18 protein-coding genes are annotated in these 18514 nt (G+C 63.9%); 10 read left to right on the top strand and 8 right to left on the bottom strand.

Going from position 1 to position 18514, the window contains the following annotated elements; all coding sequences use genetic code 11:
- The first annotated feature begins 6 nt into the window (after window positions 1-6).
- Genes PVW51_RS19565 through PVW51_RS19575 form a run of 3 tightly spaced genes read left to right on the top strand, consistent with a single transcriptional unit; the run spans window position 7 to window position 2131 of the window.
- The gene (locus PVW51_RS19565) at window positions 7-687 is read left to right on the top strand and encodes a molecular chaperone DjiA (protein WP_274576960.1); all 681 of its coding nucleotides are present in this window, start codon (window positions 7-9) and stop codon (window positions 685-687) included.
- Window positions 687-1730, top strand: a complete 1044-nt coding sequence (locus PVW51_RS19570; RefSeq protein ID WP_274576961.1) for an endonuclease/exonuclease/phosphatase family protein — start codon at window positions 687-689, stop codon at window positions 1728-1730. The genes PVW51_RS19565 and PVW51_RS19570 overlap by 1 nt, the downstream gene beginning before the upstream one ends.
- Window positions 1731-1759: 29 nt before the next feature.
- Window positions 1760-2131 (top strand): hypothetical protein, encoded by a 372-nt coding sequence (locus tag PVW51_RS19575; protein ID WP_274576962.1) that lies wholly within the window; start codon window positions 1760-1762, stop codon window positions 2129-2131.
- Between the two features lie 502 nt (window positions 2132-2633).
- Here the strand turns inward: PVW51_RS19575 and PVW51_RS19580 are convergent.
- From PVW51_RS19580 to PVW51_RS19595, 4 genes are all read right to left on the bottom strand, one after another.
- Window positions 2634-4202, bottom strand: coding sequence for a Ppx/GppA family phosphatase (locus PVW51_RS19580; protein WP_274576964.1), 1569 nt, complete (start codon window positions 4200-4202; stop codon window positions 2634-2636).
- Window positions 4203-4309: 107 nt separating this feature from the next.
- Window positions 4310-6484, bottom strand: coding sequence for an RNA degradosome polyphosphate kinase (locus PVW51_RS19585; protein ID WP_269364797.1), 2175 nt, complete (start codon window positions 6482-6484; stop codon window positions 4310-4312).
- 51 nt (window positions 6485-6535) lie between these two features.
- Window positions 6536-7216 carry an HdaA/DnaA family protein gene (locus PVW51_RS19590; protein ID WP_274576967.1) on the bottom strand — a complete coding sequence of 227 codons (681 nt, stop codon included), beginning with the start codon at window positions 7214-7216 and terminating at the stop codon, window positions 6536-6538.
- 1 nt (window position 7217) lies between these two features.
- A complete protein-coding gene (locus PVW51_RS19595) occupies window positions 7218-8288 on the bottom strand; it encodes an AI-2E family transporter (protein WP_269364799.1) in 1071 nt (356 codons plus the stop codon).
- A gap of 180 nt (window positions 8289-8468) precedes the next feature.
- On the opposite strand from PVW51_RS19595, the gene pepT reads away from it, so the two are divergent.
- The 7 genes from pepT (at window position 8469) to PVW51_RS19630 (ending at window position 15462) form a co-directional block, all read left to right on the top strand.
- The gene (gene pepT, locus PVW51_RS19600) at window positions 8469-9704 is read left to right on the top strand and encodes a peptidase T (protein ID WP_274576968.1); all 1236 of its coding nucleotides are present in this window, start codon (window positions 8469-8471) and stop codon (window positions 9702-9704) included.
- A gap of 196 nt (window positions 9705-9900) precedes the next feature.
- The gene (proS, locus tag PVW51_RS19605) at window positions 9901-11241 is read left to right on the top strand and encodes a proline--tRNA ligase (protein WP_274576970.1); all 1341 of its coding nucleotides are present in this window, start codon (window positions 9901-9903) and stop codon (window positions 11239-11241) included.
- A 126-nt stretch (window positions 11242-11367) separates the two neighbouring features.
- Window positions 11368-11862: a DUF2937 family protein gene (locus tag PVW51_RS19610; RefSeq protein WP_274576971.1), complete on the top strand. Its 495-nt coding sequence runs from the start codon at window positions 11368-11370 to the stop codon at window positions 11860-11862.
- 47 nt (window positions 11863-11909) lie between these two features.
- The gene (locus tag PVW51_RS19615; protein ID WP_274576972.1) at window positions 11910-13199 is read left to right on the top strand and encodes a lipoprotein-releasing ABC transporter permease subunit; all 1290 of its coding nucleotides are present in this window, start codon (window positions 11910-11912) and stop codon (window positions 13197-13199) included.
- On the top strand, window positions 13192-13875 hold the full coding sequence (locus tag PVW51_RS19620; protein ID WP_269364808.1) for an ABC transporter ATP-binding protein: 684 nt from the start codon (window positions 13192-13194) through the stop codon (window positions 13873-13875). Before PVW51_RS19615 ends, PVW51_RS19620 begins: the two co-directional genes overlap by 8 nt.
- A 91-nt stretch (window positions 13876-13966) precedes the next feature.
- Window positions 13967-14950, top strand: a complete 984-nt coding sequence (locus tag PVW51_RS19625; RefSeq protein ID WP_269364810.1) for an Ldh family oxidoreductase — start codon at window positions 13967-13969, stop codon at window positions 14948-14950.
- 101 nt (window positions 14951-15051) lie between these two features.
- On the top strand, window positions 15052-15462 hold the full coding sequence (locus PVW51_RS19630) for a c-type cytochrome (protein ID WP_274576974.1): 411 nt from the start codon (window positions 15052-15054) through the stop codon (window positions 15460-15462).
- On the opposite strand, the gene PVW51_RS19635 is transcribed toward PVW51_RS19630, so the two are convergent.
- The 4 genes from PVW51_RS19635 to PVW51_RS19650 all read right to left on the bottom strand — a co-directional run bounded on the left by PVW51_RS19635 (window position 15459) and on the right by PVW51_RS19650 (window position 18505).
- Window positions 15459-16136: a hypothetical protein gene (locus tag PVW51_RS19635; RefSeq protein WP_274576975.1), complete on the bottom strand. Its 678-nt coding sequence runs from the start codon at window positions 16134-16136 to the stop codon at window positions 15459-15461. The genes PVW51_RS19630 and PVW51_RS19635 overlap by 4 nt on opposite strands.
- Before the next feature lie 49 nt (window positions 16137-16185).
- Window positions 16186-16587, bottom strand: a complete 402-nt coding sequence (locus tag PVW51_RS19640) for a PaaI family thioesterase (protein ID WP_274576977.1) — start codon at window positions 16585-16587, stop codon at window positions 16186-16188.
- 85 nt (window positions 16588-16672) lie between these two features.
- Window positions 16673-16801 carry a hypothetical protein gene (locus PVW51_RS19645; RefSeq protein WP_274576978.1) on the bottom strand — a complete coding sequence of 43 codons (129 nt, stop codon included), beginning with the start codon at window positions 16799-16801 and terminating at the stop codon, window positions 16673-16675.
- A gap of 999 nt (window positions 16802-17800) precedes the next feature.
- Entirely contained in the window at window positions 17801-18505 is a 705-nt protein-coding gene (locus PVW51_RS19650) for a hypothetical protein (protein ID WP_274576979.1), read from the bottom strand.
- Window positions 18506-18514: the final 9 nt, after the last annotated feature.

The following is an 18514-nucleotide window of genomic DNA, read 5'->3' on the forward strand; positions in this document are numbered from 1 at the left end:
GGGGCCATGTCGATCTGGACCCGCATCACCGAAGCATTATCTGCCCTGACCTCCGGCGAGGGGCTGGCGGCGGTATTCGACCGCCTGCGCAGCCCGCCCGAGCGCTCTGTGGCATTTACCATCGCGGTGATCGCGCTGGGGGCCAAGATGGCTAAGGCCGACGGGCTGGTGACGCGCGAAGAGGTCATGGCCTTTCGCGAGGTCTTCCAGATTGCCGAAGGGGATACCGCGGGCGCGGCCAGGGTCTTTAACCTGGCGCGGCAGGACGTGGCGGGATTTGACGATTATGCCCGGCGCATTGCCGACATGTTCAGCGACCAGCCGGACATGCTGCGCGACCTCATGGAGGGGTTGTTTCACATTGCCATGGCGGATGGCACCTATCACCCCAACGAGGATGCCTTCCTGGACGAGGTGGCCCGGATCTTTGGCCTGTCGGAGGACGATTTCGCGGCGCTGAAGGCGCGGTTCGTGCCCGATACATCGCCGCTGCCGCATACGGTGCTGGGCATTTCGCCCAATGCCACGCAGGAAGAGGCCCGGGCGGCCTGGCGCAGGCTGGTGCGCGAGAATCACCCCGACGCGCTGGTCGCACGGGGCCTGCCTGAAGAGGCGGTGCGCATGGCCGAGAAACGGCTGATCGACATCAATCGCGCCTGGGAAACCCTGTCGCGCCGCGCCGCCTGATGCGGATCGCGACCTATAACGTAGAATGGTTTTCGGCGCTTTTTGATCCATCAGACCGGCTTTACGACGATGAGGGCTGGTCCGCGCGCCATGACGTCACCCGCGCCAGCCAGACGGCGGCGCTGGGCCAGGTGTTCCGCGCGATGGATGCGGATGCGGTCATGGTCATCGAGGCACCCGATCAGGGCAAATCGCATTCGACCATTGCCGCGCTGGAGCATTTTGCCGACCGGTTCGGGTTGCGCACGACCGATGCGATCATGGGGTTCTCCAACGACACCCAACAGGAAATCGCGCTGCTTTACGACTCTGAGATGCTGACGCCCCGGCACGATCCCAGGGGCGAATTCGCCGGGCCGGAAGGGGCGGGCGGGGCGCCGCGGTTTGACACCGCCCTGCGGATCGACCTGGATATAGATGCGAATGAGGACCTGGTGGTCTTTTCCAAGCCGCCGCTGGAACTGGCGATAGAGACGCGGGGCGGTTTCTCCTTCCAGATGATCGGGGCCCATCTGAAATCGAAAGCGCCGCATGGGGCAAAGACCGAACAGCAGGTGCTGAGCCTTGGCGTGGCCAACCGGCGCAAGCAACTGGCGCAGGCGGTCTGGCTGCGGCGGCGGATCGACATGCATCTGGCCGAAGGCACGCCGCTGATGCTGCTGGGCGATCTCAACGACGGACCGGGGCTGGATTCCTTCGAAAACCTCTTTGGCAGATCCTCGGTCGAAATCCTGATGGGGGAGGAAGGGGCGGCAGGCGCGCTCTTTGATCCGCATGCCCGGCAGGCGCTGCTGCGCAAACTTGGCGTGGCCCCGACCACGGCGCGGTTCTGGATCAGGCAGGAAAAGCGGTTCCTGCAGGCCCTGCTGGATTACGTGATGGTCACGCCGGAGTTTCGGGCGCGGGGGGCAAGCTGGCGCATCTGGCATCCGCTGGATGACCCGGAATGCTGGCGCGATCACGCGCTGCGCGACGCCCTTGTGACTGCCTCCGATCATTTTCCCGTGACGCTGGATTTCGAGGATGGGCCGCAGGGGGTGTAATGGCGCGCATTCGTGCTAAATTATCTGTCATGAAACATCTTGCCGGTCTTGCCCTGTTGATCTGCCTTCCCCTGTCCGCTCAGGCGCAGGAGGAAGAGGAGCGTGGCCTGTCCCTGATGGAACGGGGCGCGCAGATGTTCATGGAAGGCATCATGAAGGAAATGGCCCCCGCAATTGACGGGCTGGAAGACCTGGCTGACCAGATGGGACCCGCCTTGCGCAGCTTCGCCAAGGAGATGGGGCCGAAACTGGGCGAGATTCTGGACGAGGTTGAGGATTGGAGCGTCTATGAGGCGCCGGAGATTCTGCCGAACGGGGATATCATCATCCGGCGCAAGCCAGAGCCGCCGCTGGAAGAGCCGGAGGCGCCGAAGGAGCCTGCACCGCAGATTGATCTTTGAGGCGGGGCTTTCGCTGCCATGGCAATGCGCCTGGTCAGGCGGGCGCAAACCCGAACGATGCCTGACGATTTCAGCGCGACATTCCATAAAGGACGACATGTCATGCATGACATGTCAAAAATGACATGTCTTGATTTACAGCGTTTCGGGATAGGCTTGAAACATCCAACATCACTTTTCGCGTTCGACCGCAGGGAGAGGCAGCGAACAAGTGATTCAGGTATATCCCGAAGCGCTATAGGCTGCCCTCTTTTGCGACAGCTTGGGACATGGGGAGGTGCCGCCCCTTCGCCCACCGGGATTCGCGGGATGCGCGCCCGACCGGTCGAGGCAGCAGATCACACAGGATATGTCATACAAGACCTGTCTAAAATGACATGTCATACATGACATGTCTGCCGGTGCAGGGTGCAGGCGGCAAATGCCGACAGCGTAAAACGCAAAGCCTGGACAGGCGCGACAACCGGATGCAGGGCGCGGCGGCAAGCCGGGGCGACCCGTGCTAGCCCTTGACCGTCTTCAACTCCACCGAGGCCTCCAACGATCCGGCGAGCGAATTCAGACGCGCTTCGGCCACTTCGCCGAACAGCGGCATCATGTCTTCGGTGATCCAGAGCTGCAGCAGCTTTTTCTTGGGAAACCAACGCAGTTCGCCGCGATCTTCATCCTTGTTCATCCACAGCATCGCCCCGAACCGCATGGCCTTGCCCAAGATCTCGGCCTCCTTGCGGGCCCGCTCGTCGATCATCTGGTAGAGATCTTCAAAACGGGTGTTCTCGCGCTTGTTGGAATAGCGGTGCAGCAGGGCAAGGCCCAGAAACACCCGTTCGGAATGCTTCAGACCCCCCAGGTTGGCCCGCGTCGCATTGTCAAAACAGACCTCGGCCCGGTAATCGGGATGCGCGCGCCAGCTGACGTCATGTAACAGGCAGGCGGCCTTGACCAGCCGCCTGCGCTGCGGCGAACTGGATTTGTAGAGCGGCAGAATGAAGTTGAAGAGGACCTTGCCGAAACCCGGTGTGCGGGCATCCTTGGCCTCGGCAAAGCGGCAGGCCTCGATCAGCGGATCCCGGTCGCGCAGGCGCTGCGGCATCTGTTCATAGAGCATCCCCTCGCGGATCCCATAGCTGGAAATCGCGATATCCTTGGGCTTGAAGGTCTTGACCAGGCGGCTCAGCACCTCTGCCGCATAGGGCACCAGCGCCATCCGGGTCGATGATACGCCTGCCTCGTTGCGCAGTTCCTCCAGGTTCGATTGCTTGATGAATTTGACCGTGGCGCTGACCGCGCGGGGCGTCATCCGGTATTCGTGCAGCACATGCAGCGGATAGCCCCGGCGCACCATGTCGATGCGCGCGATGGCCCGCCAGGATCCGCCCACCAGGAACAACCGGTCCCGCTGGACGCCCATACGCTCCTGCAGGCCCTCCATCACCTCCTTGATTTGTGCATTCCGCGCCTTTGCGCCGCCCTTGATGTCGCGCAGCTTCAACGGTCCCAGTTGCGAGGAGACACGCCGGCCCACGCGGCCCCCGGAAATCTCGGCCAGTTCCATGGAGGAGCCGCCAATGTCACAGACCAGTCCATAGGCACCGGGCCAGCCCAGCAGAACCCCCTGCGCCGAAAGCCGCGCTTCTTCTTCGCCGTCGATGACCCAGATCCGCAAGCCCGTGTCGCGCAGCACTTCTTCGCAGAATGCCGCACCGTCGCTGGCGTCGCGTACCGCTGCCGTGGCGACAACCGTCAACTCGCTCAGGCCCATGCTGTCTGCCAGCTTGCGAAAGCGGCGCATGGCCGACAGGGCGCGCACCCGGCCCTCCGGCGACAGATGCCCGGTCTCGGCCATGCCCGCACCCAGGGCGCACATGATCTTTTCGTTGTAGAAATAGGCGGGCGATCGCGCCGCGCCGTCAAAAACCACCAGCCGGACGGAGTTTGACCCCACATCGACAACCCCCACCCGCGACAGTTTGCGCGCGCTGGGGTCTTCGAACAGTGGTTTTGCAAACAGGCCCAGATCAGCAACGCCGGTTTCCGGCACCGGCGTGTTGGTCTCCGTAAGGTTAGCCATGAGGTCTCCTGGCGGTCGGCTCAACTGTCCGTAAGATGGTGCAGGTGGCACCGGGGGTCAATGTCCGATCCCGCCGAACATCGGGGCGGGTGGACCGGCATCCGCCCTCAGTCTTCCGTATGTGTCAACTTTGGCACGTCCGAAGCCCCCGCAGAGCCGCGCCCCGAGAGCGAGGGATTTTCCATGAAGAACCGGTGGCAGTTGAAGCTGAACTGCCCCTCCACAATCGGTGGGCGGGTAAATTTGCCATCGGGTGCCATCACCCAGCTTTGCGCCACATCGGCCAGATTCGCGGCCAGGATCTGGCTGGTGATCTGCGCCTTGACCGTCGGGTTCTCGATCTCCACCAGGGTTTCGACCCGACGGTTCAGGTTGCGCCCCATCCAGTCGGCGGAGGAGATAAAGACCCGCGCCCTCTTGTGGGGCAGGCCGTGACCATTGCCAAAGCAGACGATGCGCGAATGCTCCAGGAACCGTCCGACGATGGATTTGACGCGGATGTTCTCGGACAGCCCCTTGATCCCCGGGCGCAATCCGCAAATGCCCCTGATCACCAGGCTGATCTTCACCCCGGCCTGGCTGGCGGCATAAAGCGCGTCAATCACTTCCGCATCAATGATGGAGTTCATCTTGGCCCAGATCGCTGCAGGCTTGCCCGCCTCGGCATGGGCCGCCTCCGCCGCGATCAGTTCCAGCAGGCGGGGCTTCAGCGTGGTGGGAGAGATCGCCAGATTGTCCAGCTTCTCCGGTTGTGCGTAGCCCGACAGGAAGTTGAAAACCTTGGTGGCGTCGCGGCCAAGTTTCTGGTCGCAGGTGAACAGCGACAGATCGGTATAGATGCGCGCGGTGATGGGGTGATAATTGCCGGTGCCGTAATGGGTATAGGTCACCAGCTGGTTGCCCTCGCGCCGCACCACGGTGGAAATCTTCGCATGTGTCTTGAGATCAAGAAAGCCATAGACCACATGCGCGCCCGCGCGTTCCAGCCGCCGGGACTGGCGGATGTTGGCGGCCTCGTCGAACCGCGCCTTCAGTTCGACCAGCGCGGTCACGGATTTCCCGTCTTCCGCCGCCTCGCAAAGCGCCTCGACAATCGGGCTGTCGCGCGAAGTCCGGTAGAGCGTCTGCTTGATCGCCACGACATTCGGATCGCGCGCCGCCTGCGCGAGGAACCGGATCACCATGTCGAAGGTCTCATAGGGGTGGTGCAGCAGCATGTCCTTCTGGCGGATCGCCTCGAACATGTCGCCGTCATGGTCGCTGACCCGTTCCGGCACCCGCGGGGTAAAGGAGGGCCAGAGCAGGTCGGGCCTTGCGTCGGTGACCAGCTTGCTCAGGTCATCGAGCCCGATCATGCCGTCGATCTCGATCACGTCACGCTCATGAACGCCAAGCTCGGCCATCACCACGGCTTTCAGCTTTTCCGGCGCGCCGGCCGAATGGGTCAGGCGGACAACCTCACCCCGGCGGCGGCGTTTCAGCGCCACCTCGAATTCGCGCACCAGATCCTCGGCCTCGTCTTCGACTTCCAGGTCGCTGTCCCGCAGGACCCTGAATTCAAAGTGGCTTTTCAGCTTGTAGCCCGGAAACAGGTCGGGGATCTTGAGCACCAGAAGGTCCTCAAGCGGCAGGTAACGCAGGGTGCCCTCCGGGGCGGGCAGCGGCACAAACCGGTCGATCTGCGCCGGGATCGGCAGCAGCGCCTGCAGCGGGCGCTTGTCGCGGGTCCGTTCCAGCTGCAGCGCCAGCGCATAGCCGGTGTTGGGGATGAAGGGAAAGGGATGCGCAGGGTCGATGGCCAGCGGCGACAGCACCGCAAAGACCTGCGTCAGGAACATCTCCTTGAGGTATTCGTGATCGGCCGCGGTCAGGTCCGACTGATGTTCCAGAAAGATGTTCTGCGCATCCATTTCTGCCATCAGTTCAACCAGCACCCGCTGCTGGTTCATCATCAGGTTGCGCGCGTCCTCGTTGATCAGGACCAGTTGTTCGGCGGGGGACAGGCCGTCGGCGGCAGGCGTCGTATTGCCGGCCTGGGCCAGTTCGCGCAGGCCCGCCACGCGCACGGTATAGAATTCATCGAGGTTGCCCGCGGATATCGACAGGAACCGCAGCCGCTCCAACAGCGGCACACGCGGGTTTTCCGCCTCTTCCAGCACACGCCAGTTGAACCCCAGCCAGCTGAGTTCGCGGTTGAAAAAACGGCCCGGCCCCGTGATGTCGAGGTCGGCCAGTTCGATGGCGGGCGCGAAAGGCCCTTCTAGGAAATCTGCGTGAGTCATGGCGGCCTTATGGCGCTGGTGTGTAACGATGTTGCGACAATGCGGGCAGTATCAGCCCGCTGCGGGGGGCTTGTCCAGCACCTGCGCCGCCAACTGCCGGGTAAGCGGGCGTTTTTGCGCCAGACTGGCGGCATCAAGGCGCTGCACCAGGGCGATTGCGGCGGCAAAGGACCGGTCCATGCGGGACAGCAGGTAGGGGACCAGATCGGGCTTGGGGGTCAATTGCCGGTCGGCCAGCAATTTGACCAGCAAGGCGGTCAGCAGCATGTCGTCCGGCGCCTCCAGCGCCACGGCCGTGGCACCGCGCATCCGGCTGACGAGGTCGGGCAGGGTCAGCCCCCATTGCGCAACCGGGGGCGTGCCGGTCAGCAGCAGCGTATGGCCCTCGGCCAGGATCAGGTTGTGCAGGTGGAACAGCGCTGTCTGGGCCGCGTCGTTCCCGGCGATATCCGGCACATCCTCTACGGCAAGCGGCCCCGTGGCCAGCGCAGGCACCTCCACATCCACAAGGCTGCGCGCCGGGATGATCCGGGCCTGCGCCTGATCGGCCCAGACATGGGCCAGATGGGTCTTGCCTGCCCCCTCGGGGCCGGTGAGGGCCAGCTTGCCGCCGGGCCAGCCGGGCCATTGGTCGATCATCGACAGGGCCATGGCATTGGACGGTGCCGCGAAAAAGGCGTCACGCCCCAGTGCGGTGCGGCTGGGCAGGTCGAACCCCAATTGTCGGGCCATGTCAGTCGTCCATCGTCGTTGGGTCGGTGCCGAGATAGAGCAGGCTGTGCTTGTAGCGGTCGATGGCAAAGCGCGCCAGCACCCCCAGCGCGGCAGCCAGCGGCACGGCGACCAGCATCCCGACAAAGCCGAAGAGCGTGCCGAAAACCGACAGCGCCAGAAGCAGCCAGACCGGATGCAGCCCCACGGAATTGCCCACCAGCTTGGGTGTCAGCACATTGCCCTCGATCACCTGGCCGATCGCAAAGATGCCCGCGACCAGACCGATGGACACCCAGTCGCCCCAGAACTGGAACAGCGCCAGCCCGATGGCCAGCGCCCCGCCCAGCAGGGCGCCCAGATAGGGGATGAAGGTGACCAGACCGGCGATGAAGCCTACGACCAGCCCGAATTGCAGGCCCACCAGCATCAGCGCAAAGGCATAATAGGTGCCAAGGATCAGACAGACGGTGCCCATGCCCCGGATGAAAGAAGCAAGCGTCTTGTCCACGTCGCGGGCCAGCTGCCGGATCACCGGCGCATGGTCGCGCGGCAGCAGCCGGTCGATGGCGGCAACCATGCGGTCCCAGTCCAGCAGCAGGTAGACCGACACGACCGGCACGATCACGAACAGCAGGATCACGTTGATGATGGAGGCAAAGGAGGCCAGCGCCGTCTCCAGCAATTGACCGCCGCGCTCCTGTATCGTTGCGCCGATCGAGGTCAGCGAGTTGCGCAGCGTCGAATCCGCATCCAGCAGCGAGGGGAAGCGTGTGGTGACGAAATTGGTGAAATCCTGCGTCAGCCTCGGCGCGGTCTCGATCAGCGATGCGGCCTGGCTGACCAGGGTCGGGACCACCAGCAGGGCCATCACCACAAAGATGAGGATGGCGACAAAGGTGATCAGCGCCGTGGACAGGGCCCGGCTCAGCCCCATACGCTCCAGCCGGTCGGCGACCGGATCAAGGAAATAGGCGATGGCCCCGCCAAGCAGGAAGGGCACCAGCACCTGACCCAGGAACCACAGGGCCACCATGAAGACCACGGCGGCGATGCCCCAGTATTTCAGTTGATCTCGGATCGGAAGGGCCATGGGGTTCTCCGCAAAGGACAACCTATCACTTCGCCCATGCAGGCGGTTATTTCAAGGGTCACGGGGGGATGACGGCGCGATTTGATCCGCGCCGCCTGACCTGCACGCGGGGTGTTGAGCCCCCCGCGCGCCGGACATAGGGTTGGCGCAACAGGCATGAACAGACCGGCAGGAGGCCATATGCGGACCGAATTCGACGCGGAACTGGAACAGCGGCTGGTCCGCTATGCGGCCATCGACAGCCAGAGCGATGCGGCTTCGCCCAGTCAGCCCAGCACGGCGATCCAGCTGGAAATGTCGCGCCTGCTGGTGAGCGAACTGCAGCAGATCGGCGCGCAGGATGTCACATTGACCGATTACGGCGTGGTGCTGGCAACAGTGCCGGGCACCGCCCCGGGCCCCACAATGGGCTGGTGCGCCCATGTGGACACCGCGCCGCAGTTCAATGCCACCGGGGTGAAACCGGTGGTCCATCGCGGCTATAATGGCGGTGACATCACCTTTGCCGATGCCCCCGAGCTGAAGCTGAACCCGGAAGTTTCGCCGCATCTCGCGGGCAAGCAGGGCGAGGACATCGTGACCGCTTCCGGCACCACCTTGCTGGGCGGGGATGACAAGGCGGGGGTGGCGATTGCCATGACCGCCGCAAGACATCTGCTTGAAAACCCTGACATTCCGCATGGGCCGATCCGCCTGGCCTTTACCCCGGACGAGGAAATCGGGCGCGGCGTCGACCCCCGGCTGCCCGCCGATCTGGGCGCTGATTTCGCCTATACCTTCGACGGCGGCAAACCGGGCGAGATCGAATTCGAGACCTTTTCGGCGGATGGCGCGGTGGTGAAGGTGGTGGGGGTCTCTGCCCATCCCGGATTTGCCAAGGGCAAGATGGTCAATGCGCTGCATCTGGTTGCGCGGATCATCCAGTGCCTGCCGCAGCAGCGCATGACCCCGGATACCACCGAGGGCACCGAAGGGTTCATTCATGTCAGCGAGGTGAAGGGGGGCTCATCGGAGGCGGAGATCACCCTGATCATCCGTGATTTCGAACTGGAAGGTCTGGCGGAAAAGGGCGCGCTGCTGCGCCAGGTCTGCGAGGTGGTGGGCAGGGGGGAGCCGCGCGCGCAGATCAGCTGCGAGATCACGCCGCAATACCGCAACATGCGCTATTGGCTGGAAAAGGACATGACGCCGGTGGAACTGGTGCGCGCCGCGGTGGCCGATGTGGGGCTGACGCCGGTATCGGTGCCGATCCGGGGCGGCACCGACGGGTCGCGGCTGACCGAGATGGGGGTGCCTTGCCCGAACATCTTTACCGGGATGCAGGAGATTCATGGCCCGCTGGGGTGGATTTCGGTGCAGGACATGGCGCTGGCGACCCAGGTGGCCATCGCCCTGGCGCGGCGGGCCGTATCCTGAAGGTGTGGGCCCATGGCCCACATGCGATTTTATTGATTTGGCGCTGCCAAATCGGTTTGCGAGACGCTGTCTCGCGCTCTGGTATATTTTTGGAACAATGAACGGGGCGGGGCGGGTCTGAGGCGCGCATCGCGATTGCGGGCGGCGCGGACATGGCTTAGTCAGGCCGCAGCAATCGCCCAAAGAGGAGCCCGCCATGCGTCTGAGCCGATATTTCCTGCCCGTGCTGAAGGAGACCCCGAGCGAGGCGCAGATCGTCAGCCACCGGCTGATGCTGCGGGCGGGGATGATCAAGCAGGCCAGCGCGGGGATCTATTCCTGGCTGCCGCTGGGGTTCAAGGTCCTGCGCCGGATCGAACAGATCGTGCATGAGGAGCAGCAGCGGGTGGGGCATATCCCGATGCTGATGCCGACGCTGCAATCGGCGGATCTGTGGAAGGAATCGGGCCGCTATGACGCCTATGGTCCCGAGATGCTGCGCATCCGCGACCGGCAGGACCGTGACATGCTTTACGGGCCCACCAACGAGGAGCTGATCACCGACATCTTCCGCTCCCATGTGGGCAGCTACAAGGACCTGCCGCTGACGCTTTATCACATCCAGTGGAAGTTCCGCGACGAGATCCGGCCGCGTTTCGGCGTGATGCGGGGGCGCGAGTTCCTGATGAAGGACGGCTACAACTTCGACCTGACCAAGGAAGATGCGCTGCATGCCTATAACCGCCATCTGGTGAGCTATCTGCGCACCTATGAGCGGATGGGGTTGCAGGCGATCCCGATGCGCGCCGATTCCGGCCCCATCGGGGGGGATGACACCCATGAGTTCCTGGTGCTGGCGGAAACCGGCGAATCGGAAGTTTTCTATGACAGCCAGATCACCGACCTGAAATTCGGTGACCGCGAGATCGACCATGACGATCATGCCGCCTGTGCCGCGGTGCTGGAGGAATTCACCTCGCGCTATGCGCGCACCGACGAAACCCATGACGAGGCGCTCTTCAGCCAGGTGCCCGAAGAGCGCCGACGGACCGCGCGCGGGATCGAGGTGGGGCAGATCTTCTATTTCGGGACCAAGTATTCCGAACCGATGGGGGCCAGGGTGCAGGGCCCTGACGGCAAGCCGGTGCCGGTCCATATGGGCAGCCATGGCATCGGGGTCAGCCGCCTGCTGGGCGCGATCATCGAGGCCAGCCATGACGAGCGCGGCATCATCTGGCCCGAGGGGGTGACACCTTTCCATGCCGGGATCGTGAACCTCAAGCAGGGCGATGCCGAAGCTGACGCGGCCTGCGAAGCGCTTTATGCCGCGCTCAGAGGGCTTGGGCTGGATCCGCTTTATGACGATACCAAGGGCGGGGCGGGGGCGAAATTTGCCACCATGGATCTGATCGGTCTGCCCTGGCGCATCACGGTGGGGCCGCGCGGGCTCAAGAACGGGGTGGTGGAACTGACCTCGCGTCGGACGGGCGAGAGCGAGGAAATGCCGCCGGAACAGGCGGTTGAGCGGATTGCGCAGGTTTACGCCGGTATTCTCTGAGCATTGGACGGGCGATGGGCCGGGATGTAGGGTTGCTCGAAAAAAGGGAGCAGGCCGGATGTTCATCGGTGTCAGAATGACAGGCATGGTGCAGCGGTGCCCGGTGCCCGCCGTGCCGGTTTTGTCATGATACTGCGGGCGCTGACGCTTGCGGGCGGGCTTGCCGGGGCGGTGGTCACTTCTCAGTTCCCCGAGTTTTCCCAGCAATATGCCCAGCGTCTGGGCGGTGCGGTGGATGCGCTGGCCGAAGTGGTTGCGGATTTCGACGCATCGGCGGCTGCCGTTGGCCTTTCGCGGGATCAGGCGCTGGCGCAGATGCAGGGCACCGCGTTCCTGGAGCGCAGGCGCGCGGATATGACGGCGACCTTTCAGCGCTATGACAGGCTGCGCGCGGATCTGGCGGAAGTCGAGGGGCAGGGACCCTTCATGCGGGCCTATCACGCGGCCCGGCTGACCGATCGCCAGATCGCCCGGGCGGCCTGGGCCGCCTATCAGCCGGCGGTGCCGATCCATTTCGCGGGCCTCAGCTTTGCCCTGATCGGTTTCCTGATCGGCAGTGTTGCGCTGGGGGCCGTGCTGCGCCTTCTGGCATGGCCGTTTCGCCGCAGAATGGGCGCTTGACCCTGCCGGTCCGAAAGCCCAGTTTGCGCCAAATCTCAGGAGCCCCCATGGCGCAGAACAGCACCGCCCCCTTTGCCCCGTTCGAATGGATGATCGCCTGGCGTTACCTGCGCGCGCGCCGCGCCGAAGGCGGCGTCAGCGTGATGACCTGGATCAGCCTGATCGGCATCACCCTGGCGGTCTTTGCCCTGATCGCCACGCTGTCCGTGCGCTCCGGTTTTCGGGCGGAATTCGTGGATACGATCCTGGGGGCGAATGCCCATGTGACCATCTACCAGCTGGGTGAAGTGGCCCAGAACGGGCAGATCGACCGCAGCATATCAAATTACGCCGAAATGGCTGCGGCAGTGTCCAAAGTGCCCGGCGTGACCCGCGCCGCGCCGCTGGTGCGCCAGCAGGTGATGGCCAACAAGGGGCAGTCCAACGCGGGCGTCGAAGTCTTTGGCATAGCGGCAGAGGATCTCAAGACGATCCCGCGCATCGCCCATTCGGAACATGCGCGGGGGGACATTGATCGCTTCGACGAAGGCATCGCCATCGGCGTCGGCGTGGCCCGCACGCTGGGTGTGGATGTGGGCGACACGATCAAGCTGATCTCGCCGAACGGGGTCAAGACGGCCTTTGGCACCAGCCCGCGCGTCAATGCCTATGAGGTTGTCTATATCTTCGAAGCGGGGCGGTACGACATCGACCGTACCCGTGCTTACCTGCCCCTGGCAGAGGCGCAATCCTTCTTTAATCGCGAGGGGTTGGCGGACGAACTTGAAGTGATGGTTGAAGACCCCGAAGCGGTGGACAAACTGGCCATTCCGCTGCTGGAGGCGGCGGGAGATCGGGCCCAGGTCTGGACCTGGCGTGATGCCTCGGGCTCTTTCCTGAACGCGCTGGACATCGAGGACCGGGTGATGTTCGTGATCCTCAGCGTGCTGGTCCTGATCGCGGCAATGAACATCGTCTCCGGCCTGATCATGCTGGTCAAGAACAAGGGCCGCGACATCGGCATCCTGCGCACCATGGGCCTGACCGAGGGGTCGGTGCTGCGGGTCTTCTTCATCTGCGGGGCCTTTACCGGCATCATCGGCACCGCCATGGGGGTGATCCTGGGGTGCCTCTTTGCGCTTTATGTCGATCAGATCTTTGCGGCGGTGAACTATCTGTCCGGCGGCACCGCCTGGGATCCGTCGATCCGGGGGATCTACTTCCTGCCGGCCAAGCTGCAGATGGGCGATGTGCTTTCGGCGGTGGGGCTGTCGCTGGGCCTGTCCTTTATCGTCACGATCTTTCCCGCGCGCCGTGCCGCGCGGATGAACCCGGTAGAGGCATTGCGTTATGAATGATCCGGCCCTCGATCTGCAAGGCATCACCAAATCCTACAACCCCGGTGCGCCCAATGAAGTCAGGGTGTTGCGTGGCATCGACCTGCAGGTTGCCCCGGGCGAGGTGGTGGCGCTGGTTGCCCCATCCGGGGCGGGCAAATCCACGCTGCTGCATATCGCGGGGCTGCTCGACACGCCCGATGCCGGCAAGGTCGGCATCGGGGGCGAGGACATGACCGGCCTGGGCGACCGCCGCCGCACTGCGGTGCGGCGCGCGGACGTGGGATTCATCTATCAGTTCCACCACCTGTTGCCGGAATTCACCGCGCTGGAAAACATCGTGCTGCCGCAGCTTGCCGGGGGCACGGGCCGCTCAGCGGCCGAGGGGCGGGCGCGCGAATTGCTGCGGCAGGTGGGCATCGAGGGGCGCGCAGACCATCGCCCGGCGGCGCTCTCCGGGGGCGAACAGCAGCGCGTCGCCTTTTGCCGCGCGCTGGCCAATGCGCCGCGCCTGCTGCTGGCGGATGAGCCCACCGGCAACCTTGATCCCGCGACCTCGGATCAGGTCTTTGGCACGCTGATGGCACTGGTGCGCAGCACCGGTCTGGCCGCGCTGATTGCCACCCATAACCTGGAACTTGCCGGGCGGATGGATCGCCAGATCCGGCTCGACGCGGGCCGTCTGGTTCCGGTCTGAACCCGCGCCAACCCGCCACCCGGGATCATCGCGCTTGACGCTCCTTTGGTGCCGGGGACACAGTGGTGGTTCCGAACCAGAGGAATGACAGATGCCCGAGGTGGCCCTGAGAGACATCGCCGAAACGGTTCAGGCCGCCCTGATGGGTCACGGTGCCGATTCCTTTGCCGCCGCCGAGGTGGCCCGCGCGGTCGCGGCGGCGGAATCGGTGGGCAACAGGATCTGCGGTCTCTACTATGTGGAAAGCTACTGCCAGCAGTTGATGACGGGCCGGGTCAAGGGGGATGTGACCCCCGGCGTGACCATGGCCCGCGCTGCCGTGGTGCATGTGGACGCACGCTTCGGCTTTGCCCAGCCGGCCTTTGCCTACGGGCTGACCCTGGCGCTGGACGCGGCGCGCCAATACGGTATCGCCACGCTGGCGGTTGCCCATGCGCATACCTGCACATCGCTGGGATATTTCACGGAACAGATCGCCCGGGCAGGGCTGATCGGTCTGGGTTTTACCAATGCCTCGCCCATCGTGGCCGCACCGGGGGGCAGGACGCGGGTGATCGGAACCAACCCGATTGCCTTTTCGGTGCCCGACGGGCAGGGCGGGATCGCCATGCAGTTCGACCAATCCACCACCATGGTCGCCCTGGGCAAGATCACCATGGCCCGGGCGGCGGGCGAGACCATCCCCGAAGGCTGGGCGGTGGATGCCAGGGGCAACCCCACCACCGACCCGGAGGAAGCGCTTGAGGGGTCGTTGATCTCCCTGGGCGGCTACAAGGGCTGGGGCTTTGGCCTGATGGCCGAGATTCTGGCGGCGGGCATGACCGGCGGCGCGCTGTCGCAGGATGTGAAACCGCTCAAGGCGGCCGAGGGGCCGCCGCATGACCTGGGCCAGTATTACATCGTGATCGACCCGTCGGCATCGCCCGAATTCGGGGCGCGGCTGGCCGCCCTGGCGCAGGCGGCATCGGCGGATGAAGGTGCGCGGATGCCGGGACAGGGCAAAAAGCCCGCCGATCCGGTCGCGGTCGAGGATGCGGTATGGTCGCGCATTCAGGCGCTTGCGGATATGCCCTGAGGCCATTTCCTGAGGCCATTCCGCCGCTGCAGTTTGATCTGCATCATGGCGGCGCGCGCGGGATGGCGCAAGATGACCTTCAATCCAACCGGAGAACCATGATGCCCAGCCCGATCAAAACCCTGTCCCTGCTTGGCCTGCTCTGCACCGCTGCGGCCTGCACCCCGCAAGAGATGCCCACCGCCGGTGACGGCGCGGCCTTCTATGCGGCCAATTGCACCGCCTGCCACGGTGCCACGGGGCGGGGTGACGGGCCGCTGGCGGCGGGCCTGAACCCGCAACCTGCCGACCTGACGTTGCTGACGCGGACAAGCGGCGGCAGCTTTCCCCGGGCGCGGGCGCTCAGCTATATCTATGGCGATCCCGAACAGGGCCATCTCGCCCGGGTCATGCCGCAGTTCGGCGGGGCCATGGCGGATGATCTGGTGCCGGTGGAGGTGGACGGCGTGATGACCCCGACACCACGCGCGCTTGCGGCACTTCTGGCCTATCTGGAAAGCATCCAGCGCTAACCGCAGATGCCCTTGATCTGGACCCCGTCCCAGGGCAGGCGCACGTCCGATTGCGGGCGTGCGGGCAGCGGGGCTACCGGCATCACCTGCGAAATCAGCGCATGCAGCCGCTTGGTGCGCGGCGCCTGCGGGGCCAGCGCACGGCAGCAGACGAATTCCTCCACGATGGAGCCCTGCTGTTCATAGCCGAATTCGCCGAACTTGCGGGGCGTGTCGATCTCGAACAGATAGGGATCGTCGCTGACCGTATGTTCCGACGCGGCGCGCAGCGGCGAATAGCCGGTGCTTGCCCGGTTCTGCCACTGCCAGACATGGGTCAGCTCATGCGCCAGCAGCATCCCCGCCACCAGCCCGATGGCATCGGGGTATTCGGGCAGGTAATCCTCAAGATACCAGTCCTTGTCGAACAGGATCGTGTTGAAAAGGGCGACGGCGGCGGGCTTTGTCGTCACGATCTCATCCCTTGCGGGGGGCAGGATCAGCTCGCGGCAGGTGGTGCGCGGGCGCGGCTTGCGTCGAAAGGTCACCGCGCGGGTGGGCGATCCGTTGTGCAGGCGCACCGCGTTCATGTCCAGCGTGTCGCCATGGATACTGTCGAGGAAGGCCCGTTCGTTCACCGTCAGCGGTCGCCCGCAGGAGGCCAGTAGCAACAGGATGAGAAAGACGCGGATCATGGGCGCAGTAAGGCGCGGCGCGGGGCCGGGATCAAGCGGAGAATGCGCCTCAGCGCGCGAATGTCGCGGTGGCCAGCGCCACCGGCTTGCCCGAGGGTTCCGCGATCAGGGTGCAGCGGGCGAAAAGCATGGATTTGCCCGCGCGGGTCACTTCCGCCTCGGCGCGGATGCTGTCGCCGCTGGCGGGGCGCAGGAATTGCGTATCCAGCGTTACGGTGCCCACTGGTTCGGGGGCATCCAGATGGCCGAAACAGGCAAAGACCATGGCCGTATCCGCCAGCGCCGCCAGCGCCTGACCCGAGACGATGCCGCCGACGCGGATGATCTGCGTGCTGATCGGCATGGTCAGGATGGTACGCGTCACTCCGATCTCGGTGATCATCGGCTGCAACGCGCGCACCCAGGGGGCAAAGGCGTTTTCAAGGATGTCTTGCGCGGCTTGCGGTGTCATGGGGCCTCCGGGGCATAATGTGCCCCGATCCTAGGCGTGCTGCGCGCGGGCGCAAGCCCCGGCAGGGGCCCGCGCCGCGACGCGGTTACTTGACCTTCTTGCCCGCGATCACGGTGCCGTCTTTCATGCCGCTGTTGGCGGTGGCCAGCACCTTGACCTTTTCCTTCTTGGGTTTCTTGGCTTCCTTGTTGCCCTTGTTCTTTTCCTTGGACATGGCGGTATTCCTCTGATCGGGTTCCCGAACGGCAAAGCCCATCGGGTCGATGCTCAGGGGGCAGGGGCGCGGCGCGCGCGCGGCTTTTCCGGTGAGGCAACAGGCCGCGCGGATGGCGCGGGCCTGTAGGGACAAGGTGGGGGTGCAAGGGGCATTTGGCAAGGGGTTTGCCGGGCCAACCGATGAATGATCAGCCCGTAGGGTGCGCGCTCCGCGCGCACCGATACGGTCGGCGGGGTTGCGGTGCGTGCAGAGCACGCACCCTACGGCAGACCCCAACATGAGATCCACGCCCGACCTCGGGCCGAAGGCCGTCTTGCGAAAGGTCCAGAGGACATAAACCTCGTAGGGTGCGCGCTCCGCGCGCACCGATGATGTCGATGAGGTTGCGGTGCGTGCAGAGCACGCACCCTACGGCAGTCCCCAACATGAGGGCCGCGCCCGACCTCGGGTCGGAGGCCGTCTTGCGAAAGGTCCAGGGGGCAGAAACCTCGTAGGGTGCGCGCTCCGCGCGCACCGATACGGTCGATGAAGCTGCGGTGCGTGCAGAGCACGCACCCTACGGCAGCCCCCAATATGAGACCCACGCCCGACCTCGGCCCGGAGGCCGTCTCGCGAAAGGTCCAGCGGACAGCAACCTCGTAGGGTGCGCGCTCCGCGCGCGCCGATAATGTCGGCGGGGCTGCGGTGCGTGCAGAGCACGCACCCTACGGCAGACCCCAACATGAGATCCACGCCCGACCTCGGGCCGGAGGCCGCAGGGATGCGGCAGCGTCGGGGTGCAGTGAAAGCTGCGAGAAGCCGGTTGACATGAGATGAGTGGACCCCCTGCGCGCCCGTGGGGGTCGTATTTGTGGGGTGCGTCTAGGACGGTGGTGCGATCCCAGAGATGATAGCACTTACGGTTTCCTGCTGAAGTTCCGCGCTATTGCACCAAGCGGCCTCGCTATGGCTGAGGGTAACTTTTACATGCTTTGGCCCGCGCATGTCCTGCAGATTTTAGGGTTCCAACAGCAGGAGCACATACAGGTCGGGGAAAAGGAGCGGAAGAAATGCCTTAATAAAGCTAGTTGCTACTTGCGCAGTAAGCATGATCAACAATCCTGCGGCCAGCCAAGGTTTAGGTAGCAACGGATCAATCCGTCGCAAATTAACCCACAGGATGACCAATGCAACTATTGCGATCAAGATCGACAGTAAGGTATCCATGCTTTCGGAAAAACTATCGGGCCAAAATGCCAGCGTGACCAGAGATAAAGTGGCCGAAAAAATATATCCAAGTGCAGTTAGACCGATGAGTATACACCAGTAGAGATTCGCGTCTGTGTCCTGAGAACCCTTTCTTTTCCACAGCTCAATTGCAGGCCAGCAGATCGTCATCACAACAATCGTCTGAACGAGCACGAGCACCTCGCTCCAGAACGGATTCTGCGCAGCCTCGAAGAATTCTACCGAATTGGAGAGCTTACCTTCAGAGCTTGATATCTGTTCAAGCAAAACTGCGGAACTCGAATTCTGGGCAAAATACCCGAACAACAGGGCCCATGCAAACAACTGCGCAAAAAACTCTAGGCCATCTTCAGATCGGGCAATTTTGTCGAGTGAAAGAATATTCTTAGCTGATCGCCACAGCATCGGAGCAAGGGAGAATATCACACCGAAAATTTTCAGGAAGAAAAGTAATGGTGAACTCGTAACGCGCAATCTTCCGAG

The sequence above is a fragment of the Sulfitobacter sp. PR48 genome (assembly GCF_028807335.1).
Lineage (GTDB): Bacteria > Pseudomonadota > Alphaproteobacteria > Rhodobacterales > Rhodobacteraceae > Sulfitobacter.